The 23701-nt window shown below is 66.0% G+C and carries 28 protein-coding genes, 1 tRNA gene and 1 pseudogene; 13 read left to right on the forward strand and 17 right to left on the reverse strand.

Features of this window, described 5'->3' with window-relative positions:
- The first annotated feature begins 76 nt into the window (after positions 1–76).
- Positions 77–826 carry a sugar phosphate isomerase/epimerase gene (locus tag D3261_RS13635; RefSeq protein WP_120073263.1) on the forward strand — a complete coding sequence of 250 codons (750 nt, stop codon included), beginning with the start codon at positions 77–79 and terminating at the stop codon, positions 824–826.
- 3 nt (positions 827–829) lie between these two features.
- Here the strand turns inward: D3261_RS13635 and D3261_RS13640 are convergent, their stop codons facing one another.
- Positions 830–2371, reverse strand: a complete 1542-nt coding sequence (locus D3261_RS13640; protein WP_120073265.1) for a sulfatase — start codon at positions 2369–2371, stop codon at positions 830–832.
- Positions 2372–2482: 111 nt separating this feature from the next.
- Between D3261_RS13640 and D3261_RS13645 the strand changes: the two genes are divergently transcribed.
- Together D3261_RS13645 and D3261_RS13650 are read left to right on the forward strand one after the other, a co-directional pair.
- Positions 2483–3544: a glycoside hydrolase family 172 protein gene (locus D3261_RS13645; RefSeq protein ID WP_120073266.1), complete on the forward strand. Its 1062-nt coding sequence runs from the start codon at positions 2483–2485 to the stop codon at positions 3542–3544.
- A 368-nt stretch (positions 3545–3912) separates the two neighbouring features.
- A complete protein-coding gene (locus D3261_RS13650; protein WP_158589391.1) occupies positions 3913–4671 on the forward strand; it encodes an IclR family transcriptional regulator in 759 nt (252 codons plus the stop codon).
- A 629-nt stretch (positions 4672–5300) separates the two neighbouring features.
- Here D3261_RS13650 and D3261_RS13655 read toward each other — a convergent pair.
- The 5 genes from D3261_RS13655 to D3261_RS20870 form a co-directional block, all read right to left on the reverse strand.
- Positions 5301–5987, reverse strand: coding sequence for a 7-cyano-7-deazaguanine synthase (locus tag D3261_RS13655; protein ID WP_120073269.1), 687 nt, complete (start codon positions 5985–5987; stop codon positions 5301–5303).
- 53 nt (positions 5988–6040) lie between these two features.
- Positions 6041–6826, reverse strand: a complete 786-nt coding sequence (locus D3261_RS13660; protein ID WP_120073271.1) for a 7-carboxy-7-deazaguanine synthase QueE — start codon at positions 6824–6826, stop codon at positions 6041–6043.
- Position 6827: 1 nt separating this feature from the next.
- The gene (locus D3261_RS13665) at positions 6828–7316 is read right to left on the reverse strand and encodes a 6-pyruvoyl tetrahydropterin synthase family protein (protein ID WP_120073272.1); all 489 of its coding nucleotides are present in this window, start codon (positions 7314–7316) and stop codon (positions 6828–6830) included.
- 53 nt (positions 7317–7369) lie between these two features.
- The gene (locus D3261_RS13670) at positions 7370–7546 is read right to left on the reverse strand and encodes a ribbon-helix-helix domain-containing protein (RefSeq protein WP_120073274.1); all 177 of its coding nucleotides are present in this window, start codon (positions 7544–7546) and stop codon (positions 7370–7372) included.
- A 166-nt stretch (positions 7547–7712) separates the two neighbouring features.
- Positions 7713–7841 (reverse strand): hypothetical protein, encoded by a 129-nt coding sequence (locus D3261_RS20870; RefSeq protein ID WP_255409226.1) that lies wholly within the window; start codon positions 7839–7841, stop codon positions 7713–7715.
- 320 nt (positions 7842–8161) lie between these two features.
- Here D3261_RS20870 and D3261_RS13680 point away from each other — a divergent pair, with 320 nt between their 5' ends.
- The 4 genes from D3261_RS13680 to D3261_RS20060 all read left to right on the forward strand — a co-directional run bounded on the left by D3261_RS13680 (position 8162) and on the right by D3261_RS20060 (position 10100).
- Positions 8162–8359 (forward strand): hypothetical protein, encoded by a 198-nt coding sequence (locus tag D3261_RS13680; RefSeq protein ID WP_120073277.1) that lies wholly within the window; start codon positions 8162–8164, stop codon positions 8357–8359.
- A gap of 358 nt (positions 8360–8717) precedes the next feature.
- On the forward strand, positions 8718–8927 hold the full coding sequence (locus D3261_RS13685) for a hypothetical protein (RefSeq protein WP_233553993.1): 210 nt from the start codon (positions 8718–8720) through the stop codon (positions 8925–8927).
- Between the two features lie 191 nt (positions 8928–9118).
- On the forward strand, positions 9119–9760 hold the full coding sequence (locus tag D3261_RS13690; protein ID WP_120073281.1) for a hypothetical protein: 642 nt from the start codon (positions 9119–9121) through the stop codon (positions 9758–9760).
- 190 nt (positions 9761–9950) lie between these two features.
- Positions 9951–10100: a hypothetical protein gene (locus D3261_RS20060; protein WP_158589392.1), complete on the forward strand. Its 150-nt coding sequence runs from the start codon at positions 9951–9953 to the stop codon at positions 10098–10100.
- Between the two features lie 193 nt (positions 10101–10293).
- On the opposite strand, the gene D3261_RS13695 is transcribed toward D3261_RS20060, so the two are convergent.
- Positions 10294–10365, reverse strand: a tRNA-Thr gene (locus D3261_RS13695).
- Positions 10366–10407: 42 nt separating this feature from the next.
- Positions 10408–11055 carry a hypothetical protein gene (locus D3261_RS13700; RefSeq protein WP_120073283.1) on the reverse strand — a complete coding sequence of 216 codons (648 nt, stop codon included), beginning with the start codon at positions 11053–11055 and terminating at the stop codon, positions 10408–10410.
- Between the two features lie 59 nt (positions 11056–11114).
- Here D3261_RS13700 and D3261_RS13705 point away from each other — a divergent pair, with 59 nt between their 5' ends.
- A complete protein-coding gene (locus D3261_RS13705) occupies positions 11115–11798 on the forward strand; it encodes an enoyl-CoA hydratase/isomerase family protein (RefSeq protein ID WP_120073285.1) in 684 nt (227 codons plus the stop codon).
- A 9-nt stretch (positions 11799–11807) separates the two neighbouring features.
- On the opposite strand, the gene D3261_RS13710 is transcribed toward D3261_RS13705, so the two are convergent.
- From D3261_RS13710 to D3261_RS13720, 3 genes are all read right to left on the reverse strand, one after another.
- Positions 11808–12650 (reverse strand): NAD+ synthase, encoded by an 843-nt coding sequence (locus D3261_RS13710; RefSeq protein ID WP_120073287.1) that lies wholly within the window; start codon positions 12648–12650, stop codon positions 11808–11810.
- A 301-nt stretch (positions 12651–12951) separates the two neighbouring features.
- A complete protein-coding gene (locus D3261_RS13715) occupies positions 12952–13524 on the reverse strand; it encodes a DUF998 domain-containing protein (protein ID WP_120073289.1) in 573 nt (190 codons plus the stop codon).
- 145 nt (positions 13525–13669) lie between these two features.
- Positions 13670–14512: a DUF63 family protein gene (locus tag D3261_RS13720; protein WP_120073290.1), complete on the reverse strand. Its 843-nt coding sequence runs from the start codon at positions 14510–14512 to the stop codon at positions 13670–13672.
- Positions 14513–14593: 81 nt separating this feature from the next.
- Between D3261_RS13720 and deoC the strand changes: the two genes are divergently transcribed.
- Complete coding sequence (gene deoC, locus D3261_RS13725; protein ID WP_120073292.1) at positions 14594–15238, forward strand: deoxyribose-phosphate aldolase; 645 nt, start codon at positions 14594–14596, stop codon at positions 15236–15238.
- Position 15239: 1 nt separating this feature from the next.
- Here the strand turns inward: deoC and D3261_RS13730 are convergent, their stop codons facing one another.
- Entirely contained in the window at positions 15240–15524 is a 285-nt protein-coding gene (locus D3261_RS13730) for a hypothetical protein (protein WP_120073294.1), read from the reverse strand.
- Between the two features lie 120 nt (positions 15525–15644).
- Positions 15645–16511 (reverse strand): helix-turn-helix transcriptional regulator, encoded by an 867-nt coding sequence (locus tag D3261_RS13735; RefSeq protein ID WP_120073296.1) that lies wholly within the window; start codon positions 16509–16511, stop codon positions 15645–15647.
- A gap of 108 nt (positions 16512–16619) precedes the next feature.
- Between D3261_RS13735 and D3261_RS13740 the strand changes: the two genes are divergently transcribed.
- Together D3261_RS13740 and D3261_RS13745 are read left to right on the forward strand one after the other, a co-directional pair.
- Positions 16620–17099 (forward strand): dual specificity protein phosphatase family protein, encoded by a 480-nt coding sequence (locus D3261_RS13740; protein WP_233553994.1) that lies wholly within the window; start codon positions 16620–16622, stop codon positions 17097–17099.
- 53 nt (positions 17100–17152) lie between these two features.
- Entirely contained in the window at positions 17153–18427 is a 1275-nt protein-coding gene (locus D3261_RS13745; RefSeq protein ID WP_120073300.1) for a tRNA (N(6)-L-threonylcarbamoyladenosine(37)-C(2))-methylthiotransferase, read from the forward strand.
- A gap of 33 nt (positions 18428–18460) precedes the next feature.
- On the opposite strand, the gene D3261_RS13750 is transcribed toward D3261_RS13745, so the two are convergent.
- Positions 18461–19363, reverse strand: a complete 903-nt coding sequence (locus tag D3261_RS13750; RefSeq protein WP_120073302.1) for a DUF6293 family protein — start codon at positions 19361–19363, stop codon at positions 18461–18463.
- Positions 19364–19505: 142 nt separating this feature from the next.
- Between D3261_RS13750 and D3261_RS13755 the strand changes: the two genes are divergently transcribed.
- Positions 19506–20894 (forward strand): MFS transporter, encoded by a 1389-nt coding sequence (locus tag D3261_RS13755; protein WP_120073303.1) that lies wholly within the window; start codon positions 19506–19508, stop codon positions 20892–20894.
- Positions 20895–20921: 27 nt separating this feature from the next.
- On the opposite strand, the gene D3261_RS13760 is transcribed toward D3261_RS13755, so the two are convergent.
- From D3261_RS13760 to D3261_RS13770, 3 genes are all read right to left on the reverse strand, one after another.
- Positions 20922–21266 carry a tRNA-binding protein gene (locus tag D3261_RS13760; RefSeq protein WP_120073305.1) on the reverse strand — a complete coding sequence of 115 codons (345 nt, stop codon included), beginning with the start codon at positions 21264–21266 and terminating at the stop codon, positions 20922–20924.
- Positions 21267–21341: 75 nt separating this feature from the next.
- Positions 21342–22793: a sodium:solute symporter gene (locus D3261_RS13765; RefSeq protein ID WP_120073307.1), complete on the reverse strand. Its 1452-nt coding sequence runs from the start codon at positions 22791–22793 to the stop codon at positions 21342–21344.
- Complete coding sequence (locus tag D3261_RS13770) at positions 22794–23039, reverse strand: hypothetical protein (RefSeq protein ID WP_233553995.1); 246 nt, start codon at positions 23037–23039, stop codon at positions 22794–22796. It abuts the gene before it with no gap.
- Positions 23040–23467: 428 nt separating this feature from the next.
- Between D3261_RS13770 and D3261_RS20875 the strand changes: the two are divergent.
- Positions 23468–23668: pseudogene (locus D3261_RS20875) on the forward strand (histidine phosphatase family protein); the annotation flags it as partial.
- Between the last annotated feature and the right edge of the window lie 33 nt (positions 23669–23701).

Consider the following 23701-nt stretch of genomic DNA (forward strand, 5'->3'; position numbering starts at 1 on the left):
GGGGAACCCGCCTCGGTGGCGACGTCGGACACCGTCGGCACCAAAACCACTATGTCGGTAGCTCCGTAGGTAGCCTATGGTCAAAACCGCGATCCAACTCTACACCCTCGACGGGTTCGCCGTCTCCGAAGGCACGAAGGTTCGGATAGCGGCCGAAACCGACGTCGACGGTGTCGAGATGGTCCACTACGACGCCCCGTCGGCGGAGACGGTGGCCGCGCTCGACGAGACCGGGCTCACCGTCGCCGGTCTCTCGGTCGCCGCGGCGGACCTCGACGAGTCCATCGAGGCGGTCGTCACCGCCTGCGAGCGGCTCGACTGCGGGACCGTCGTGCTCGGCTTCCTCGGGCCCGAGCACTACCGCTCCGAGGCGGCGACACGCGAGACCGCACGAGCGCTCTCGGCGTACAGCGCAGCGCTCGCCGAGCACGGCCTCCGATTCCTCTATCACACCCACCGCCACGAGTTCGAAGCGACGGGCGACCGGAGCCGCTTCGAGCTGCTGATCGAGGCGACCGACCCGTCGGTCGGCATCGAGTTCGACCTCGGCTGGGCGGGCGTCACCGGCGTCGACCCCTACGACCTCCTCGCGGAACACGGCGACCGGATCGAGCGGGTCCACCTGAAGGACATGGACTTCGCGACGGAGACGTTCGTCAACCTCGGGGACGGCGACCTCGACGTCGAGCGCGGGGCGAAGACCGCAACCGACGCGGGCGTCGAGTGGCTGATCTACGAACACGAGGACCCCTCGGACCCGGTCGAGTCGGTCGTCACGGGCGCGTCGAAGCTCCGGCAGTTCGCGTCGACACCGGTTTCGAACTGAACCTCACCGATCCCGTTCGATCACCCGCCCCGCGAGACCCGTCTGGGGAACGAATCCCCGGGTTCGTTCGAGGTGGTCCGCATGCGCCGCCCGTCCGGTCGATCGGAGGCGGTCGAGGTAGGGTTCGAGGTCGTCCGGGTGGAACGGCCCACCGTCGACGAGCACCTCCCAGACCGGGTCGGCGGGTGCGCCGGGCGCGTCGGGGTTGCCGCCGGAGCGGTCGCGGGCGGTGTCGAGGAGTCGAGCGCTCTTCCACTCGTCGAGGAGGGCGAGTCCGGTGCCGACTACCTCGGGCCGTTCGTCGGCGATATCGTCGGTGAGGTGGGGGTCGGTGTGGACGTCGAAGACCTGGACCGCCGGGAGCGCCTTGTAGGCGTCGTGGTAGCTCCGACAGAGGAGATATCGGTCCCATCGAATCGCACGCTGGGCCGCCCACGCGGCGGTCGACGTCACGACGTACTCCCGCTGGCCGGCGGTCGGGTCGCGGCCGGCGAGCGCCGCGGCGAACGACCGGCCGTCCCACCGGGGGCCTGATTCACCGCCGACGAGTTCCATCACCGTCGGCGGCAGGTCGAGGTGATATCTGAGCGCGGTGTCGACGCCCGGCTCGACGCCGGGACCCGCGACGACCAGCGGGACGTTGGTGACGGGGTCGTCGGCGGTAGCGTGGTCGCCGTAGACGTTCCGCTCGCCGAGGCTCTCACCGTGGTCGGCGCTGACGACGATCAGGGTCTCCTCGATGAGCCCGCGTTCGTCCAGCGTTTCGAGGAGCGTTCCGATGTGGTCGTCCATGTACCGGATGCCGGTGTCGTAACCGTCGACGAGATGGCCGAAATCGTGGGTGTCGCGGATCGCGTCCGGCATCCGTTCGTGGACCACCGGCGGTTCCTCGTCGCCGACGCCGTCCCAGTAGAAGTGGAGGTCGCGGGCGCTGAACGGCCCCGGTTGCTCGCGCTGGGTTGCGATCCGCTCGTCGGTGAGCCAGCCGGGCGTCGGGTCGTCCGCGAACGGGTCGCCGTAAGAGTGTGGGGTTCGGTACGGCGTGTGTGGGTCCCAGAAATTGACGTGGAGGTACCAGTCGCCGGGCCGGCCGTCTAACCACTCGGTGGCGGCCGCCGTGACCTCGTCGGCGGTCTCGCGACCGTTGCCGCCGGTGTCGAGCCACTCGTCGAAGCCGTCGAGTACGTGATGTGCACCGTGTCGCGACGGGAACGGCGAGACGAAGGCGGTGTGGTAGCCCGCGCGCTGCATCGCGGCCGGCCAGGTGTGGAACTCGCCGAGACCGGTGAACGCCCGGCGCGCGCCGATCGGTCGCGGGTCGGCGTTCCGACCGCCGTGACTGACGACGCCAGTGTGGAACCCGAACCGGCCCGTGAACAGCGCGGTTCGCGAGGGGAGACACGGCGTATCCGAGGCGTAGAGGTTCTCGAACCGCCGACCGCGTGCGGCGAGCGCGTCGATGGTCGGCGAGGTGTTTCGGTCGTAGCCGTAGCAGCCGAGGTGGTCGGCACGCAGCGAATCGCAGTCGAGGTAGAGGACGTTCACGACTCGACTGGTGGCCGCCGTCGTGGCATACCTCTTTCGGCGAACGCGGTGGCTCGACCCGCAACGGAACTCAGCGCTTAAGCCGATCACCGTCGCATCAGGGGTCGACGCATGGCACAGGGATTCGGCCTCGACGGACTGACGGAACTGCGCGACGAACGAAGCCGCTCGATAACGCCCGAGAACCCGACGGGTGCCGTCGGCGGTGGCGGCACGGCGGCCAGCGACCTCGGTCCGGGCCGGAAGGGCCGACCGAACGTCACGGTCGAGCCGGGCGAGACGGCGACCCTCGCGGCGATCGAGGGATCGGGGGTCATCCGACACGTCTGGATGACGGTCTCTGGAGGCGACGCGAGCGAGGACCACGCGCTTCGGAACCTCGTGTTGCGTGCGTACTGGGACGACGAGGACGAGCCGTCGGTCGAGGCCCCGCTCGGGGACTTCTTCTGTAGCGGTCACGGGCGGTTCGCGACGGTCAACTCGTTGCCGGTCGTGGTCGCGCCGAAGGGTGGCTTCAACTGCTACTTCCCGATGCCGTTCCGCGAGGGGGCGCGGGTCACGCTCGAATCGGCACACGACGAGGACCTGATGCTGTTCTACCAGATCGACTACAGCGAGGAGGTGGTCGACGACGACGTCGCGACGTTCCACGCCCAGTGGCGGCGGACGAACCCGACGACGCTCGGCGAAGACCACACGATCGTCGACGGTATCGAGGGTGACGGCCAGTACGTCGGCACCTACCTCGCGTGGGTGGCGCTCGGCGATCACTGGTGGGGGGAGGGCGAGGTGAAGTTCTACCTCGACGGCGACGAGCAACCGACCCTCTGTGGCACGGGAACCGAGGACTACGCCGGCGGAGCGTGGTGTTTCCTCCCGACCGGCGCGAAGGGGCTCACGGACCAGGAGACCTACTCGACGCCGTATCTCGGCCATCCGTACTACGAGCACGACGGCTCACATCCGCCATATCACGGGATCTATCGCTGGCACGTCCCGGACCCGATCCGGTTCCGAGAGGACCTCCGGGTCACGGTCCAGACCATCGGCAACGACGGGACCGGATTGTTCGAACGCGCCGACGACGTCGCCTCGGTCGCCTACTGGTACCAGCGCGAACCGCACGCGACGTTCCCCGACCTCCCCGACCGCCGGGCGCGCCGGCCCCGCTGAGACGCCGCAGAACCACTCCCTTCTATCGACACCGGATTCGCGCGACACGGTCGCCTGTCGTCACCAACTAGACCGAAGGGCCCAAATTCATCCATGTCGGAAGCAACGGCACTTGTTTCCGACGATAGGGAAGGGTAGAGTGAACGATCATAAACGAAAATCGCGTTCGTCCGATCGCCTCCGTCAGTGACGGATAGTTCGAGCCGTAGTCGAAGTCGAAAATTGATCGTATTTATCGTCTTTTCGGCGTCTTTTCGTAGCTACCGGCTCTATCTCGAATTATTCGTCTTTTTCTCGGCTCGACTTCGGTTTCACAACCATCCCCTATGGTCGGAAGGTCTATGTTCACCGGCTGTGAATTCGAGGACATGCCCGACGAAGACGGTATCAAGGCCGTTCGGACGACGTTCCGGATCGTCGAGGAGCTCCGGGTGGCCGAGCGCCCGCTCGGGGTTTCGGAGCTCGCGCGTCGGCTCGGGCTCCCGGTGAGCACCGTCCACAGCCACCTCACGACCCTGGTCGAGAGCGAGTTCCTGACGACGCGGAACGGGACGTACGACCTCGGCTACCGGTTCCTTGAGGTCGGCGGGCATCGACGCCACCGAACGCGGCTCTTCGAGTACGCGAAACCCAAAGTCGACCAGCTCGCGGCCGAGTTCGGTGACGAGGTCGGCCTCTGTGTCCCGGACCAGGGACGCGGAGCGCACGTCTACTTCGCGCGCGGTGACGAGGCGATCGGAACCGACACGTTCACCGGGATCCGGCTGCCGCTTCACGCGACCGCGACCGGCAAGGCGATCCTCGCACACACGCCACGGGACCGTGTCGAGACGGTCCTCGATCGGTACGGGCTCCCCGAAGTCGGTCCGAACACGATCACCTCCCGCGACGCACTCGACGCGGAACTCGACGGGATAGCACGCGAGGGGATCAGTTACGACCGGCAGGAGCGGCTCGACGGTATCCGCGGCGTCGCGGCCCCGATCCCGCGTCCCGATGGCCCGAGCGCCGCGATCGGGCTCACCGCCCCTGTCGGCCGACTCACCGGCGATCGCTTCGAGCACGACATCCCGGAGCGGATCGGGAACATCGCCGAGACGATCCGCATCAAACTCCGGTACGCGTGAGTCCCGCCCAGCACGACCGAAGCCACTGTCCGACGTGGTCGGAACAGTGAAGAGCCGACCGAGACCAGGGACACCGGTCGACCCGTAACGTCAGTAGGGTCGTTACACGAGTTCGAGGAACGGCTATCCGTGGAGAGTGCTACTCACGGGAGCAAGAGTCAAAGACAGAGTTAATTAATTTGCCGAGGACGGGTAGCTGTGGAAAGATCGCTGATCGACCGAGGATCGTCAGCAAACAGTACACGCTTAGAGGGCTTCGTTCGTCGCTTCGACGGTGTTCTAAAGCAGCCTTCGATTTTCCCGAGAGACGGTCATTTGCGTGATGTTGTACGGGTATGGTGAGGAAGCAGTGGGCCCCACCGATAGATTTTCGCTTTTTTGTTTAAACCACGAGTATCCGTTGACTTGTGAGTATTCGAAGCCTTCTCGAGGTATATCTCGAATATAGAGGTCTGATTTGTTGAGAAAGTTGATTTACTTTGGATCCAGTCCTGTATCAGAAATTATTGTCTGATCGAGGGGCGGCGGCTGTGACTCTCAGGTGAAAGGATGACGACAAAGCGACGGTAGTGGAGCTTCCAGCGGGGACCAAGGGAACGAAGTCAGGGATCGAACCAGCTATCGCCGGATCAGTGAAGTGGGTCCTGAAGACCCGCTTCCGTGAACGCTTCCTCGCGCTCGATACACGCCGGACACTCCCCGCAGGGCTCTCCATCCACGTCGTTGTAGCAGCTGAAGGTGCGTTCCCAGTCGACCCCGAGACGTTCACCGAGGCGGAGGACGTCCGCTTTCGAGCGGTCGATTATCGGCGTCCGGATCCGGATCGAGTGCTGGTCGGTCGAGCGGTCGACCGCGCTCTGGGCGGCCTCGATGAAGCTCGGTCGGCAGTCGGGGTAGTCGGTCTCGTCGTTTCGCTGGGCCCCGTGGTAGAGCGTGATGGGCTCGCCAGCGTCGGTGTGGTGCTCGGCGAGCGCGGCGGCCGTGGTGAGGAAGTGGAGGTTTCGCTGGGGGACGTAGCCGACGCTGTGGCGCTCGTCGGTGGTGTGATCCCGGTCGTACGCCTTGTCCTCGATGGTTCCCTCGGCGAACCCCGCAAACACGGTCCGATAGTCACAGTCGTGAAGCGGGATGTCGTGTCGGTCGGCCTGGGCTTCGGCGTTGGCCCGCTCGATCGCCTCGGTCTGCTGGCCGTAGTCGATGTGGATCGCCTCGACCTGGTCGTGGTCGCGGAGCGCCCGCTGCAGGCAGACCGCCGAGTCGATACCGCCCGAGAGGAGCACGAACGCCGTCGAAGTCGTGTCGGTTTCGTCAGTCATGGTGGAAGATGGTACAGGGTGTCGACGTCGGTTCGCAGGGATGGTTGCATCGGCTATCGCCCCGCCTCGTCGTTCCAGAGATTGACGTGGAGGCGCGGGGTGTACCGGTAGCCGTGTTCCATCGCGAGGTCCGCGACGGTCCCACGGTCCCCGGCGATCTGGGCTTCGGTTCGTCCCTCGGGCATCAAGAGCACGTCCCCGTTCCGTATCCGAGCGCTCGTTCGTTCGCGAACCCGGTCGACGAGGTCGGTTATCTCGTCGAGATCCGAGGGATCGGTGACGACGAACTTGAGCTGTGTGGGGTAGTCCTCGACGAGTTGTGTCAGTGCATCGAGGTCGAGACGGCGCGTTTCGTGGCGTTCACGCCACTCGCCGTCACCCTTCGGGTCCCGTGCCGGCGTAGGGGTGCTGCTGGCGAGCTTCGGGCTGATGCTCGCGAGGTCGATCGCGGCGTCGCGGTGGACGGTCCCGTTGGTCTCGACGGTGACGTGGTAGCCCTGATCCCCGAGCGTGTCGATGAGGGTGACGACATCCTCGTGGATCAGCGGCTCGCCGCCGGTTATCACGACGTGTTCCGCCCGGTCGTGGCTCGTCACCTCGTCGACGATCGCTCCGATCCCCATCCAGGCGTGGGTCGGTTCCCACGAGGTGTGGTACGAATCGCAGAACCAGCAGCGCAGGTTACAGCCGCTGGTTCGAACGAAGACCGAGGGAACGCCGGCGAGTTTTCCCTCGCCCTGAAGCGAGCAGAAGAGCTCGTTGACCGGCAGCCCCGCCGCGTCGGGGTCGACTTCGTTTCGCGCGTCCTCACCGGGTTCGGCCTCGGCGTTGACCGGCATGCTATCTCGGGGCTTCCGTCCGGAGTTCGCTCGTTTCGGCGACCGAGACGGCTACGTCGGTGACCGTCGACGGCAGCCGCTCGACCAATCGCCGTTCGAGCACGATGCTCATCACCTCGGCCGTCGGGGGCGCGTCGAGCACGACCAGCGCGTCGCCGTCGCCAGCGTCCTCGAAGGCCTCGACGAGGGGGTCGCCGTGTTCGAGCAGGAATCGGTGGTCCCACTCGTCAATGACGGCCGTCACCGTCCCCTTGTCGACGACCCAGCCTTCCTCCCGTAGCGTGCCGGTGACCTCGACGCCGACCTCGTAGTTGTGGCCGTGTGGACGGCTACACTTGCCGTCGTGCCGACGCAGTCGGTGGCCCGTACTGATACGGATCGGCCGTTCGTGGCCGATCGAGAGCGTCCGTTCGTCACCGATAGCCGACGACGAGTCGCCGATGGCCGACGACGAACCGGTTCGATGTTCGTTCGAGGCGATTCGGGGCATAGCTGGCTATTATCCCACAGTAGCATAAGGGTGGTCAAACGAGCGAGGCGGGCCTACTCCTCGTTGTCGAGTCGGCCGTGGCGGTCGTCGATATCGTCGAGCAGATCGAGGGTCTTCCGCATCGAGGCCCGGATCGCTTCGCTCCGGTTCACGAACTTGCCGTGTTCACCGACGTGGCTGTCGAGGTCGTCGAGGAGCTCTTGGGGGACGTCGACGCTGATCTTCGGCATGCTCGATAATAGCCATCGAATATACTAAAGTCGCTTCGCTGATCCGGGCGCGGCCTCCGTCACTGTCGAAGAGCGGGTTGTGCAGGGGGAGGCAGTAGTTTCGGATAGCAGGCGGAACCGGTGCGGTAGCATCGATTAGGGACCATCCCTCCAGTTCGTCCGCGATTCAGCGGTGGCTCTCCGTTCGGTGGCTCTTCATCGCCCGTTCCTCCAGAAACGGGGTGTTGCACTCCGGACAGCGAAAGAGACGGTCGTCGAGGGTCTGTCGAGGAGTGGTACTGGTATCGTCACTCATGTGTGTACAACACTCACACACGAGAGGTAGTAGAGTTTTCTACTCGTCTATTTCTACGTCAAGTCGTCTCCGAACAGTAGCCACATTGGATTTTCTACGTCTTTTTATCGAACAGTGAGAGGTCGTGCCCAGGAACCAATTATTTCAGGGGAACAGAACGTGCCCGTTTGGCGTTCGAGTCGGGAGTGTCGGGTGCCGTTCCGGCCTCCTGTTTCGAGAGCCGGAACGAAAGCGGATCACCGAAACCGTGTCGATCCCCGAGAACCGCCGTCCGAACGACTAAGACGAACGGCCGATCACGGTCGATACGGATATTCGCCATGGAAGACGACGCAGAACTGGTGTACTGCAACTCGTGCGGGAAGGCAACGTACGACCTCGTCGAGGTCGAACAACCCCTGGCTGGGGGGACGACGTTGGCTTGTCCCCGGTGTAAGTCCACGGACACCGTCCCCAGTGCTCGACGGGCCGACCTTCCGGACTCGACCGGGAACTACCCGTCCGGACTGCTCGAATAGTCGGCGTTCAGTCCGATCCCGAACAGCACTCGGGACAAGCGCCGTCCTCGAGATACTCTTCGAGAACCGTCTCACCACATTCGTCGCACGCTTCGAGCGGGGTATCCCTCGATTGCGTCGCCATACTTGCTCTTGCAGGCCCGTTCGTTATAACAGTTCGGGAAAGGTGGCTCGTTCGTCCACGAGAAGAGGGGAGTGTTCGTCCCTGCTGTCGAACGGTGACCCCGCCGCGGACGACATACACGTTCTGGACGGCATACGCGGTCGCGGGAACACGCGAACGGGCGGCGACTGGCCATCGAAAGCATGGGTCTGATGGGTTCGTCGCCCGTACGATCCGGTAGGCATGCGACCACCGATGTACCGGTGCGACTCGTGTGGTGAGGGGGTCTCCCTCACCGTCGTCGCGGAACGGCCCGACAACCGGTCGACGCTCGAATACAGCTGTTCGTGCAGAATGAAGCGGATTCGAGCGGCCGACCTCGAACGACTCGACGACCTCCCCGAGGGGGAGCTGCCTCACAACTGGGAGCGCGTGAACGTGTTCCAGCCGAGCGCGACCGCGTAGCCGACCGTTCGCGGCGAACGTCCTCGACACGCCCGAAGAGGACGCGGTTTCGCATCGTGCAGTCGAGTGAATACGGTACGGACACAGCGAGGTTTAGCGAGGAGTGTGTGGAAATAAACACAAGGGTCGGTGACCATCGACCTAAACATCTAGAGCGATCATTGACAGGTCGGACGACGGAAACATCGTCCATGACGAACGACGACGACAAGCAGAACGGCATCGGTCGACGAACGGTTCTCCGTCGCGTCGGGGCGCTCGGCGTCGCCGGGGCGGTCGGTGTGGGCGGGCTCCAGTATTTCGGGACGGAGCCGGTGTTCGCGCTCGAAGAGCGGACCTTCACCGCCGACGACGTCTCCATCACGTCCGGGGACGGCTCCATCGACGACATCTGGTTCAAGCCGGTGCCGACCTACTCGTGGTCGGCGCTCGATTCCTCGCCGGAGTCGATCACGTTCACCCTCGAAGCCGAGGGCAGCGGTCTCGACGGCCAGTACGAGGAGCTGGGAAGCGAAACCAAGTCCCTCTCCGAGGCCGGCCAGTCAGGTGAGGGCGAGTACACGTTCGACTCCGAGATCAGCCTGATCTCGGAGTCGGCGTCGTGGAGCAAGGAGCGCTTCGAGGCCGAAGAGGACGGTGCGTCCGAGGACGTGGGCCCGATCGGCGTGCGGATCGAGGCCGAGATCGAGACGTCGACGGGTGAGACGCACACCGATACCAACGAGTCCGAGTTCGTCGTCGACGTCACGAACGAACAGGTCCAGTTCGGTGGTCACGAGGGCGACAGCGGCACGGGCGGCGTCGGCGGGGTCGCCGGCACCGGTGGGAGCTGAGCACTCCCAGAGGCCGCTCGCGTCGAACGCGTCGTCCACGTGACGGCTCACCGGGCGGTCGTGTGACCGACGACCGGCGAATCCAACAGCTCCGTTGCCGCCGACGAATCACTTTTGTACCGTGCCACTGACGTGTATCTATCGAAGATGAGGGCGATCAGACCAGGCTCGACGAGCGAGGGATGAGACCGTGACCTGTCCCGTCTGTGGCTACCGGGGAGCCTACGACGACGAGATGGACCTCCGGTGTAGTCACGAAGGCTGTGAGAACTACGGCGAGGTGATCGTCACCGACGAGGTTCCCTCCGCGCAGGCCCCCGAAACGGAGACGAGTGGCTGACGATACGGGCGACTGCTCCCGCTCCAGCACCTCGTAGTCCTCGGTTGGTTCGGGCGTAGCCTACTCGAACTGCGCACGATCGTACTTTTCATCCGCCAGACCGACCGTGAGTGACGGGAGCGGCGACGCGAGTCCGGAGCCGAGCGTCCAAGCGGCTGAGCTATCGCTTGATGAGAACTGTGAAAACCCGAAAAGCCTAGGCCGGGATTTGAACCCGGGGTCTCGTCCTTACCAAGGACGCGCTTTACCGCTAAGCTACCCAGGCGCCATCCACGACTATCGGCGAATCGCGTTTATCCGTTTCGATTCACGGATCGGTCGCCGACCCGACGCCCGCCGGTTGGACCGGGGTGTCGACGTGGGCGGCGAGCGACTCGCGGGTCGTCGGGTCGAACGCGTCGTCCGCTGGCGGGAGTTCCCCGTCGAACGACTCTGCGAGGTCGGCGACGAACTCGCGACACGCCGCCGAGGGGTGGACATCGACCGCCGTCAGGCCCGCGACGAGCGCGAGGTCGAGGACGTCGGCTTCGAGCGGGCCGACGGGGTCGTCCGTCGGCGCGGCGGCGGTCCGGTCCCGACCGAAGGCTCGAACGGTCTCGACAGCGCGTTCGGCGGCCTCCGTTCGCGCGAGGAGGTAGAACCCGCGGGCGACGAGGACGTCCGCCACGAGGACGTCGAGGTTCGCGTCGGTGTCCTCGTCCTCCCACGGCGCGTCGTGGGCCAGCGCGCGGGTCAATCGGAGCCCCTCGTAGATGAGCTGGGTGCCCGCGGCGCGGGTGGCGACCGTCCCGAAGCCGACCGGCTCGTCGGCGGCGCGTGCCGACAGGACCACGAGAACACCGGGGGCCATCGACCCGCTCTCGACGACCGTCTCGATGGCGTCGCGGAACGCGCCGGGGTCGACGTCACGGACGGCCTCCCGGGCGGCACGACGGACGTGGGAGGCGTCATCCATCACGCTGAAAGAGGCGCGCGGAGGGCAAAGGCCTTTGGAAACCGTACACAGTCGTCGGCATGATACGCACCGAAACCGACGGTCGCGTCGGCTCGCTGACGATCGACCGCCCGGAGAAACGGAACGCGCTCACCGCCGACGCACTGGCCGCCCTCGAAACCGGGATCGAACGGCTCGAAACCCCAGTGATCTGCCTTCGCGGTGCGGGACCCGCCTTCTGTGCGGGGGCGGACCTCGACGCGGTCGCGGCCCTCGACGGCGAGCGCGCGGCCGAGTTCGCCCGGTGCGGACAGCACGTCGCGAACGCCATCGAGGAGACCCAGTCAGTGGTCGTCGCGGCCGTCGACGGTCCGGCGCGCGGCGGCGGGGTCGAGCTCGCGCTGGCGTGTGACCTCCGGGTCGCCACGCCCGACGCGACGTTCGCCGAACCCGGCGTGAAACTCGGGCTGTTCGGCGCGTGGGGCGGCACGCACCGCCTCCCGGCTATCGTCGGGGACGGCAACGCGCTCGACCTCTCGCTCTCCGGACGGGTCGTCGATGCCGAGGAAGCGCTCCGAATGGGGCTGGTCTCGCGGGTCGTCGAGGATCCGGCGACGGTCGTGTCCGCACTCGCCGAGAACGACCCCGCCGCGCTTCGAGCGGTGAAGGAGCGCCTGCACGACGATGCGTCGGCAGCGGTTCAGGACGACCGGGAAGCCGAGGCGTTCGCGGAGCTCGTCGAACGGCGGGGGTCGGAGAAATGAGTCGACGGGTTACGGTGCGGGCGGCATCTCGCGTTTGTGCGCGCTCCGGGCGACGAGGGTCTCGACGTTCTCGATGAGTTCGGGGTCGATGTCGAGTTCGCGCGCGGTCGCACTCTTCGAGAGCGGACCGTCGACGTGGAGCGCGAGCACCGCGTCGAGGGTGTCGTAGCTCATCCCCATCTCCTCCTCGTCCGTCTGCCCGACCCACATCCCCGCCGTGGGAGTTTTGTTCACGAGGTCGTCGGGGACGCCGACGTGGCTCGCGAGCTGGCGGACCTGCTGTTTGTAGAGGTTGCCGATGGGGAGGCAGTCGACCGCACCGTCGCCGTACTTGGTGTAGTAGCCCGCAAGCGCCTCGCTCCGGTTGCCGGTGCCGAGCACGATCCGGTTCTCGTGGTTGGCGACGAAGTAACCGAGCACCGCACGGGTCCGAACCCGGACGTTGCCGACGGCGGTTCTGAGCGGGTCGGATTCGACCTCGTGGTCCTCGATGGGTTCGGGGAAGGCATCCAGAAAGGCGTCCACGATGGGTTCGATGGCGAGCACATCGTACTCGATCCCGAGGTCCTCGGCGACGCGCTCGGCGTCGCTCATGTTCCCCTCACTGTTCACCTCGCTCGGCATCACGAGCCCGTGGAGGCCGTCGGTGCCGAGGGCCTCGACGGTGAGGTAGGCCGTCAGGGTGCTGTCGATGCCGCCCGAGAGCCCCAGCACGCCGCCGTCGGCCCCAGCGTCGTCGGCGGTGTCGGCGATGAACTCGGTGATCCGGTCCCGCGTGGCGTCGAGTTCGTCGTCGGAAAGCGAGAGGTCGAGCGGTGCGTCGGGCCGGACGGCGGATTCGGTGTCGGACATGACCGGTCGTAGGAATCCGCGTTACTAATAGCTACCACCCGATACGGTGGAGTGGGATTTCGATCAATATCTTGCCGAGAGATCCCAAAAGTGGAAGGTAGACGCTCGATAGCGTGCCGTTCGTGGGAACCCGTCTGATGGGCGGCATTCGTCAAGATGCGGCGGTGAACGGCAGGAAACCGGAACTCCCGGGAGACACAAGCCCGTACCTTAGTTTTCGGCCGTTTGAGGACTCTTCAAGATTTATTGAGTGTTTCTATACAGAGGATCTGTGGATTTTGTCGTGAGGTGAAGAGGAGAGTCAATAGAGCCGCCAGATCGTCATCGCGGCCCACGTGTCGAACGGGACGATGACAGCGAGTTCCGGAAGGGCGAACGCCTCCGACCCCGTTGCAGCGACGGCGAGCAACCACACGACTCCCCCAGCGGCGACGGCTCCAAGACCGAGCGTTGCCGCACCGAGACGCGGTGCCCCGCGAAGGAGGTTCCCCGCTCCGTAAACCCAGAGTCCGACCGGGATCAGGAGGAACTGAACGAGCGCGATCGGGTCGTGGAGCGGGGTCGGGTAGGGGAACACTCCGGCCAACACCGCGAGGAGATAGGCGAACGCTACCGAAGCGGCCCCGACGTACTCGACCCGGTGAACACTGCTCGTGAACACGCCATACGCGAACACGAGGGAGAAGAGGCTCCCGAGGATCAACCCGCCGTTGTATGTCCACGCGTGGTCGGCCCCGACCGCGCCCAGGTCGGAGATCGCACCCGTCGTCCAGCGAAACGACGGCGAGAGAACGACTGCCGAGAGAAGCGACCCGTAGAACGTCACGATTCCAGCGATTCCGCAGTAGGCTGCGATGCGGGTCTGAGGGACCATCTCGAAGTGTACGTTCCCGTGGACGGAGTCCGTATTTATCGTTGTCGCGCCCGTTCCAGCCGCAACGATACACCAGCGATTCGGCCGGTTCCCGGTCGCCGGCGGTACACCGCCCGCACGAGATCCCCGTTGACGTTGGAGAATCCTACGATGCGATGGTGAACAGGAGCAGGTTGTGTGCGCCGGGGCCGAGCCCGACGGCGGCGACCGCGCCGAGCAGGAGGGTGCCCTCACCGGGCTCCTCACAGACGTAACTCGCCAGGAGGACGAGTACCGCCGCCGCGAGCGCGAGTTTGGTGACGACGAACAGCCAGCCAGCCCCCAAGATGGGAGCGGTCGGGAGCGTGGCGGCGAACTCGATGATCGCCCGGGAGAACGGCGAGCGCTCGCCGAAGCCCAGAACGTCGATCCCGACGGCGGTCGAGACGCCGTCGAGCGCGTGGCCGAAGACGCAGAGCCCGCCGACCAGGCCGGTCACGCGAGTCGCGGGCACCAGCCGTCGGAGCGCTGCCCAGACCGTCACCGCGCAGACGACCGCGACCGCTAACGCCACCGCCGGCCAGACCGGGTGAAGGTCACCGGGTGCGCTCCACACGAGCGCCCAGCCGACCACGACGACCGCCAGAAGGGCACCCGAGAGACCGACCACGCTCGGGACGGATGGGGGCCGCCAGCGGTCGACGGGGAGGTCGGCGGCCGCGCTCGCCGCCCAGACCGCGCCCGCGAGCACCGCGACCGAGACGTAGACCGTGGGCGAGGAGAAGAAGGGTTTGAGAAGGAACGAGGACGTCTCGTAGACCTGATAGAGCACGTAACAGGACGAGCCGACGACCATCCACGGCGCGAACGAGACCACCACTCGGTCGGTGACGCGCGGGCCGAGCCGACGGAGTGCGAGCGCCACGCCGGCGAGCGCGAGCGCGAGCACAACGAGATAGGGTAACGGGGGGAGCGTCGACCCCTCGGGGAGGATCTGAAGAACCTGCATAGCGAAATCGGCAGTGGGGCGGGCGAAAGCGTTGCGGTCGGCCGACCGCGGAGTTATCCGGGTCGACCGTCTCACGCGGGCATGGACCGCACCGCGCTCGCCGCCGCCATCGACCACACGGTCTTGGGTCCCGAAACCACCCCAGGGGACGTCGAACGGGTCGTCGGCGAAGCCGCCGAGTACGGCATGAACGCCTGCGTGCCGCCGTGCTATCTCGACGTCGCCCGCGAGACGGGTCCCGACGTGACCCTCGCCACCGTCGTCGGCTTCCCGCACGGCCAGCACGCACCCGAGACCAAACGCGACGAGGCGGTGCGGGCGTGGGAAGCGGACGCGGACGAACTCGACGTCGTACTCAACGTCGGGCGGCTCCGCGCGGGCGAGGACGACGCCGTGGCCGACGAACTCGCCGAGGTGGTCGCCGGTGTGCCCGTCCCCGTGAAAGTCATCATCGAGGCCCCCCTCTTGGACGACGACGAGAAGCACCGTGCGTGCGAGTGCGCCGTCGCCGCCGACGCCGACTTCGTGAAGACGGCGACCGGGTTCGCCGATGGCGGCGCGACCGTCGCCGACGTCGAACTGATGAGCGAGTACCTCCCGGTGAAGGCCAGTGGAGGAATCGGGAGTTACGAGGAAGCGAACGCGATGTTCGAAGCGGGTGCCGAGCGGGTCGGTGCGTCGAGCGGCGTCGCCATCGTCGAGGGGTTCGACGCGGCGACCGAGTGAGTTACTCGCCGGCCTCGATGGCGCGAACCACGCCACTCACCACGAGCCACGGCACCGCCCAGAGCCCGACGAATCCAACGACCGTGGCCGCGAGCAAGCCGCCGAACGCCGGGAGCCCGTAGCCCACCAGCCACACGGCGAGGAGCCCGAGCGCACCTCCGACCAGCCAGCGCAGCGCGGCCGTGACGGACGGCCCTGCGCTGCCGGAAGCGGGACTCCGACCCCCGAAGTCGGTACTCGACCGCTCGATACGTCCTCCGGCGTCCGCGAATCCGTCGTAGTTCATCTCTACTCCACCGTAGTCCACCGTTCCCGATAAGTGTTATCTGAAATACATTTCTGTAATCCGTTCAACCGAAGGCGATTTATGTAAAATTTCAGGATTTTCGACGATCCGGCGGCGGAACTACTCGCGTGTCACGTCCAGCACTCGCACGTCGCCGTCGATGGTGAGCGAGAAGGTCTCGTCGTCGGCGGGGATCGTGAAGCGCACCCGCCAGGGGTCGGTGCTCTCGACCACCACGTACTGTGCGTCCCAGAGGTACTCGATCTCCCAGGAGGGCGTGCGCCAGACGTCGATGCCGTGGTCGTAGAGGAAGGCGATGACGGCGGGCGAGGACTGGAAGGTCTCGCCGACGGCGGTGTGCATGTCGGCCCCGCAGCGCTGACAGGTGTGGACGACCGTCGGCGGGTCGTCGGGGTCCTCGCCGGCGACGAGTTCGGAAGTTCGACGGCCGAAACACCACGTACAGAGGCCGTCGACGGCAAGCGCGGTCTGGGCGCGCATCCAGCCGTCGTAGACCCAGAGGAGGTCGTCGGTGTCCCGACCCGCGAGGGTTCCCGGTGGGAACGGGAAATCGTGGAACTCGATGCCGCAGTCCGGACAGCCGATCACGACGTACTCGTGGTCGTAGCGCGCCACGAGGGTCGCCCCGCAGTCGTAGCACTCGCTGTCGAGGGCGAACGGCTCGACGCTGTGTTCGTCGGCGAACGACGCGAGCATCGACCGGCAGACCGCGAGGCCGCTGAACAGGAGGGAGTAGCCCTCGTCGGTCCGGTAGATGAACCGGCCGGTGAGCTGTTTGAGGTGGTAGTTGAAGCGGCCGCTGTCGCCGAGGCCCACGCGGTCGTTGAGGTCGGAGAAGGACACCGCCCGGTCGGGGGAATCGTAGAGTTCGAAGAGGATTCGGACCCGAGTCTCGTTCGCCAGGGTTCGAAACGCGCTTTCGAGGCGGTCGGTCGGTACCGTCGCCGCCGTGGTCTCCTGTTTCATCCCGCGCTCCCGAGGGTGAGTGTCGTCATAGCGGTGAGTGGAATCGGGGCAGGATAAACGCACGGCACGAAACGAAGTCGGTTTGGTCAGACGGGGGCGATCGGGAACGTGGACCAGCACGATGGACCGCAGCGCCGCCCGTTCGGCTTCGTCGAGGACCACCCGGTGATCCGGCGGATCGGCGAGCACGACCTGTTCCTCGGGAATCGGCTCGCGGTCGATCCCGCGCGCCACGACCGGGCGTTCGAATTCGTGCTCACGCTTGCCAGTGATACAGAGCCGCTGACGACCCACCACCGGCCACTCGTCGACGGGCCGGGCAACGACTGGTCGGCGTTCGAAAGCACGGTCGACACCGCTCGATGGCTCTTTCGCCGGGACGGCTCCCTGTTGGTCCACTGCACTGCGGGGATCTCGCGGAGCAGCACGGTACTCGCGGCGACCCTGGCCGCGGAGGAGCGGACGAGCCTCGCCGAGGCGTTCGACGTCGTTCTCGACGCGCGCCCATCAGCCGTCTCCCATCCGGCGCTCCGCGAACTGGCGGTCGTCTATCTCGCCGCTCGGACGGAGTCCTCGTCTCACGGGTGAGGCCGCGAGTCCGTCGCGTTTTTGCCCGCGCGGCCCCGAGCGACGGTGACCGGATGGCCAGCTATCACATCGAAACCTACGGCTGCACCGCGAACCGTGGCGAGAGCCGCGAGATCGAGCGCCGGCTTCGCGACGGGGGCCACCACCCCGCCGACGGGCCGAAAGCAGCCGACGTGGCCATCCTCAACACCTGTACCGTGGTCGAGAAAACCGAGACCAACATGCTCCGGCGGGCGCGCGAACTGGAGGACGAAACGGCCGACCTCGTCGTGACGGGCTGTATGGCGCTCGCCCAGGGCGAGCAGTTCGCCGACGTCGACGCCCGGGTCTGTGGCTGGGACGAGGTCCCCGAGGTCGTCCGCAACGGCGAGTGTCCGACCACCGCCCCCGGCGCGGAGCCGATCCTCGACGGTGTCATCGGGATCCTCCCGATCGCGCGGGGCTGCATGAGCAACTGCTCGTACTGCATCACGAAGCACGCCACGGGAAAGATCGACTCGCCACCCATCGAGGAGAACGTCGAGAAGGCCCGCGCGCTGGTCCACGCCGGCGCGAAGGAAATTCGAGTTACTGGCCAGGACACGGGTGTCTACGGCTGGGATAAGGGCGAGCGCGTGCTCCACGAACTCCTCGACCGGATCTGTGACATCGAGGGCGACTTCCGCGTTCGGGTCGGGATGGCCAACCCGAAAGGGGTGCACGGAATCCGCGAGGAGCTCGCGGAGGTCTTCGCGGCGAACGAGAAGCTCTACGACTTCCTCCACATTCCCGTGCAGTCGGGGTCGAACGACGTGCTCGGCGCGATGCGCCGCCAGCACCAAGTGAGCGAGTTCCGCGAGGTGGTCGAGACCTTCGACGACCACCTCGACCACTGGACGCTCGCGACGGACTTCATCGTGGGCTTCCCCACGGAGACCGACGCCGACCACGAGCAATCGATGGATCTCCTCCGGGAGACGACGCCCGAGAAGATCAACGTCACGCGTTTCTCGAAGCGCCCCGGGACCGACGCCGCCGACATGAAGGGATTGGGTGGGACGCTGAAGAAGGAGCGTTCGTCGGCGATGACGGACCTGAAGATGGACGTGGTCGAGGACGCCTACCGCTCGATGGTCGGCGAGCAACACGAAGTGTTGGTGGTCGAGCAGGGGACTGGGGATTCGGTGAAGGCCTACGACGAGGCCTACCGCCAGGTTATCATTCGCGAGGCGGACGAGCGCGGCATCGAGCCCGGCGACTTCGTCGAGGTCGTGGTGACCTCGCAGAACACGGTCTACGCGTTCGGCGAGCCGGTCCGGGCCGAAGCCGACCCCGCTCCCGCCGCGTGAGCGCGGGGTCGGTGCGATCGAGCGGTCCCGCGATCACTCCTCCGTGGCCGTCGCGTCGTCGGCGTGCGAGCGCACCCAGAGTTCCCCGATCCGCGAGAGCTTCGTGCGGTGGGATTTGCCCTGTGAGTCCTGTTCGATGTAGCCCTTGTCGCTCGGTCCCAACCGGTCGACGTTGTAGATGACCTTCGAGCGGAAGCTGTCGGTGTACTCCTCGGAGAGTTCGCGCGCGAGGGCGTGGGCGAGTTCGGAGACGCTCTCGAACGGACCGTCCTCGCCGAGCTTGAACAGGATCAGCTCCTCGAAGGGTTTGACGTTCGAGAAGGAGGCCACGGGAATTTCGAGGATGTGCGAGCCCTCGACGGCCTTCGCGCCGATGGTGGTCCCACGTTCGTCGAACTCCGCGAGGAGGTCCCGGGCGCTCGCGACGCGTTCGCCGATCCGGTCGTCGTCGATCTCCGTCCCGAGGTCGTCCAGCAGGTCGGTCTGGCGGCGGAGCTCCTCCGCGAGCTCGGTTTCGAGGTACTTCTCGGGCACCGTGTAGTAGGTGTGGATCCGGTCGCGGTCCGCGCTGCGCTCGACCCCGATGGAGTGGGCGGCGGTGGCGAAGGCGAAGCTCACCGGTCGCGGCATCGCGCTGACGTTGGCCCAGACGTCCCGACCCGCGTCGAGTTCGGCGTTGATGAGGCCGTAGGCCTGCTCGAACGCCGCGTCGTAGTCGTAGACATCTTCGACGACGAACCGCTCGGTTTCGGCCCCCAGCAGGTTCCTGAAGTCCTGTTCGAGCTTCGCCGCGAGATTTCGAGAATACTCGACGTTCGCCGCGCTCCCGACCGCGCCTTCGAGGAGGATCACCCGGTCGACGTCGAGTTTGTCCCGGACCAGCGGGGCGATGAGCCGGTCGTAGTCGAACCCGACGGGAACGATGTGGGTCTGCATACACGACCTACCCGTGAACGACGAATAAACGTTGTCGAGCTGCTTCGAAGAATACGAGTCTTCAAAGCCGGCTATTTCTGTGGATAACCCGCACAACTAAATCGGTGAGACTCTGTGAGTTCGATAGAGGCGATCGAATACGATGGAACGAAACGAAGCGGTCACCGTGTCGGACGTACTCGACAGAATTCCCGTCGGGCGATTTCACCACCGCTTGCTCGCGATCTGTGGCGGCGCGTGGGCGTTCGACGGGATGGAGGTCATCATCATCAGCTTCACCCTGCCGGTGCTGATCGGCGCGTGGGGGCTCTCCGGGCTCACGGCGGGGCTGTTGGGTGCGGCGAGCCTGATGGGGATGATCGTCGGGAACTGGTGGTGGGGTTGGTACGCCGACCGCCACGGGCGGAAGGGGGCCTTCCAGTGGACGGTGCTGATCTACTCGGTGTTCACCGGGCTGACGGCCCTCTCGGTCGGGTTCTACTCGGGTTTCGGGCTCCGATTCCTCACCGGCATCGGGCTCGGTGGCGCGCTCGCGGTCGACACCTCCTATCTCTCCGAACACCTCCCGACCGAGCGCAGAGGCCGGTATCTGGTCTACCTCGACGCCTTCTGGCCGATAGGGAACGTGCTCGCCGTGGCGCTCGCGTGGGTCTTCCTCGCCCAGCTCCCCACCAACGGCATGGTCGCCCTGCCGGTGCTCGGTGCGGTCGAGGGCTGGCGGTTGCTGTTCGTGAGCGCCGCCCTGCCCGCACTGCTCGTGTTCGTGATCCGGTCACAGCTCCACGAGACGCCGTACTTCCTCGCGCGAACGGGCGATTTAGAGGCCGCGAACGACCGACTCAAGGCGATCGCCGAGACCAACGGCGAGGAACACACGCCGATCGAGGGGCCCATCACCACCCGCCCCGCCGCTGGAATCCGACGCCTGTTCGAGGCGGATCTCCGGAAACGAACGGTGATGATCGCGGTCGCGTGGTTCGCCATCAACTTCGGCTACTACGGGGTGTTCATCTGGCTGCCCCAAACTGTGGGCGCGTCGGGGGTCGTGGGAAGCATCTACGGCTACTTCATCCTCATCGGGGTGGTCCAGATACCGGGCTACTTCAGCGCGGCCTACCTCGTCGAGCGGGTCGGTCGAAAGCCCACGCTCGGCGTGTACCTCGTTCTCTCGGGGGTGTTCACCTTCGTCTTCGCCGCCTCGATGCCGGGGGTGGACTTCCTGGGGCTCGGGCTCGCCGGCTTCTGGCCGTTCTTCGGCGGACTACTCGCCGCCTCCTTCTTCACGCTCGGCGCGTGGGGGGCGATCTACGCCTACACACCCGAACTCTTCCCGACGAACGCGCGGGCGACCGGCAACGGCTTCGCGGGCGGCGTGGGGAAGATCGCCGCCGTCATCGGCCCGATCCTCGCCGGGGCGCTCGTTTCGCGCAGCTATCTGGTCGCACTGCTACCCCTCGCCGCGGCGTTCGTCGTTGGGGGAGTCGTGGTGCTCGCCTTCGGCCGCGAGACGATGGGCGAACCGCTCACCTGAGCCGTCGAACCGCGGTTGCCGGTTGAGTCAGTAGATCCGGGAACCGTTCTCGACCTCGCTCTCGGGCTGGAGGTGAACCACACCACCGTCGCCGTCATCGACACCGGTCACGAGACACTGGCTCTCGAAGCCCGCGATGTTCACCGTCCCGAGGTTCGTCACGGCGACGACCTGGCGGCCCACGAGGTCGTCCTTCCCGTAGCGGGTCAGCCCGGCCGCCGACTGTCTGGTCTCGCCACCGAAGTCGACCTCGAGTTTGTAGACGTCCTTTCGCGCCTCGGGGAAGTCCTCGACCGAGACGACCTCGCCGATGCGCATCTCGACGTCCGAGAGAAACGTCTCGGGATCGATGTCGGGTTCGTCGATGCCCATGGGTCGCCATCGGGCTGGGGGTGTATGATTCCAGCGGCGCTTTCTCCAGGTCCGTCGACAGAGCAGACCGTCGCGCTACGCCGAGAGGATCTCCTCGGCCAGATCCTTCGCGTAGGTCGACGTGACGCTACTCACGGCGACAAAGACGACGAGCGTGACGACGAGGCCGATGAACCCGTAGTAGAGCCCGAATTCGTACTGACTCGGGATCCAACCGAGGAAGTAGCCCAGCACGACGGCCTCGCCGACCACCATCGACGCGATGCTCCCTTCGGCGGTGGCCCCGTCCCAGTAGAGCGTGAAGTACAGCGTCGGCGCTATCGGGCCGTGCATGACGACCGCGAGCGCGCCGAGCTGGAAGATGGTCGCCGGCCGGATGTACGCCAGAACGAGGGCGACGACGATCAGCGCGAGGAGGATCACCTGCGTCGCTTGGACCTCCCGTTTCTCGCTCGCGTCGGGGTTGATGTGCCGTCGATAGATGTCACGACCGATGAGGGAACTCAGCGACAACAGCAGCGAGTCGGTCGTGGACATCAGCGCCGCGACGGCTGCGGAGAGGATGATCCCGGACACGACCGGCCCCGTGATCTCCAGGAAGACCTCCCCGATCGCGTAGTCGGGGTTCTGGATGTCCGGGACGATACCGACCGACCAGACACCGATGACGATGCCCGCCAGCGACATGAGGAGTCCGAGGACCGGGAGGAGTACCGCCGACCGTCGCATCGAACGGGTCGAGTCCGCAGCCAGGAACCGCTGGAAGAGGTGGGGCAGACTCGTCGAGGCGACCGCGAACCCCAGACCGAACGTGACGACGAACAGCGGCGTCCACGACCCGACCGGTCCCTCGAACGTGAACAGGTCGGCGTCCACGTTCTGAACCCCGCTCACGAGTTCGCCCGGACCGACGATGACCAGGATGGCGACGACCGCTCCGATGAGGCTGAGGAACATCATGGACCCCTGTACGGTGTCGGTCCAGGCGACGCCGAGCATCCCGGAGACGTGGATGTAGATGGCCATGAACGCCGCCATCGCGACGATGGCGTACACGTACGGGACGTCCATCAGGATGTTCAGCGCGACCCCGCCACCGATGATCTGGACCGTGGCGTAGCCGATCAGTGCCAGCGTCGTCAGCGCGATGTAGACGATGGGCACGACTTCGCTGTCGAACCTGGCGCGGACGTATTCGGCGGGCGTGATGTAGTCGAACCGGTCGCCGATCCGCTTCACCTTCGTCCCGAAGGACGCGAACATCGGTCCCCAGAAGACGACGTTGATGATGAACACGGCCGCCACACCGAGACCGGTCCCCCTCGCCTGTGCGCCGAGCCCGAAGAAGGTGAACGAACTCAGGATGGAGGACATCAACGTGAAGAGGAGGATGACGGTGCCGAGGCCCTTGTCCGCCACGTAGAACGAGCTCGGTGTGTCCTCGATGTAGCGTGACGCGACGATCCCGATACAGAGCACCCCCAGCATGTAGACCGCGAAGACGACCGTTTGGACGATGGCGACCATTCACTTCACTCTCGACGTCCGCGTCGTCCGACCGGCGGCGCTTCCAGGTGCGGTGATGAAGACGACGACGAGGGCGTACATCACCAGCGCGACGGCGAAACACACCCAGAACCAGACCGGGAGCCCGAGGAGGAACCCATCGAGCGACCCCGACAGCGGAGCGACGACGAACGGGAACATCGTCACCACCAGCAGCGCGACCAGTGCTGCCCACTGAACCGCGGTGAGGTGTATGGTAACAGCCATGACGATCGTAGCGTATATCTTCGCCAAAAAAGTTCTGGTTCGTTAATGATAGTTTTCGGCCGTCCACCCGAGTGGTCGGTCACGCGCACGCAGGAACGGTGACCGACCGTGGCCGATGAACCGGGCCTCCGTCACCGAATACGGGAGCTGGCCGAAGCCGCCCTGCCAGCCCGCCGTCGAGTTCACCGTGATGGTCCGGCCCCAGCCCCGCCATCACGGTTCGGTCGATTCGGGAGGAAACCCGTGGCTGCGGGGCGGTGGTGGACGGTTGCGGGCGGTGGTGGACGGTTGCGGGGCGGTGCGGTTGCGGAGCGGTCCCTCGGTCGTATCGTGCGAGCCGGTGGTCAGCGTACTCATCCGGAAGGTCGTCCCTCTCGGGCGCTCGCTCCGATACCAACCCTCATTCGGCCGGCCGTCCCATCCCCCGCATGACCACCGTCGTCTGCCTCCGCCACGGCGAGACCGACTGGAACGCGGACCGTCGGCTCCAGGGCTGGGCTCCCACCCCGTTGAACGACCGCGGCCGCGAGCAGGCCGCCGCGGCGGGCGACCACCTCGCCGCGAGCTACGACGTCGACCGCCTGCTCGCCTCTGACCTCCGACGAACCCGCGAGACCGCCACCATCCTCCACGAGTCAGGAGTCGATCCCGAACCTGCCTTC

Source organism: Halococcus sp. IIIV-5B, from assembly GCF_003602035.1.
In the GTDB taxonomy this organism is placed as follows: domain Archaea; phylum Halobacteriota; class Halobacteria; order Halobacteriales; family Halococcaceae; genus Halococcus; species Halococcus salsus.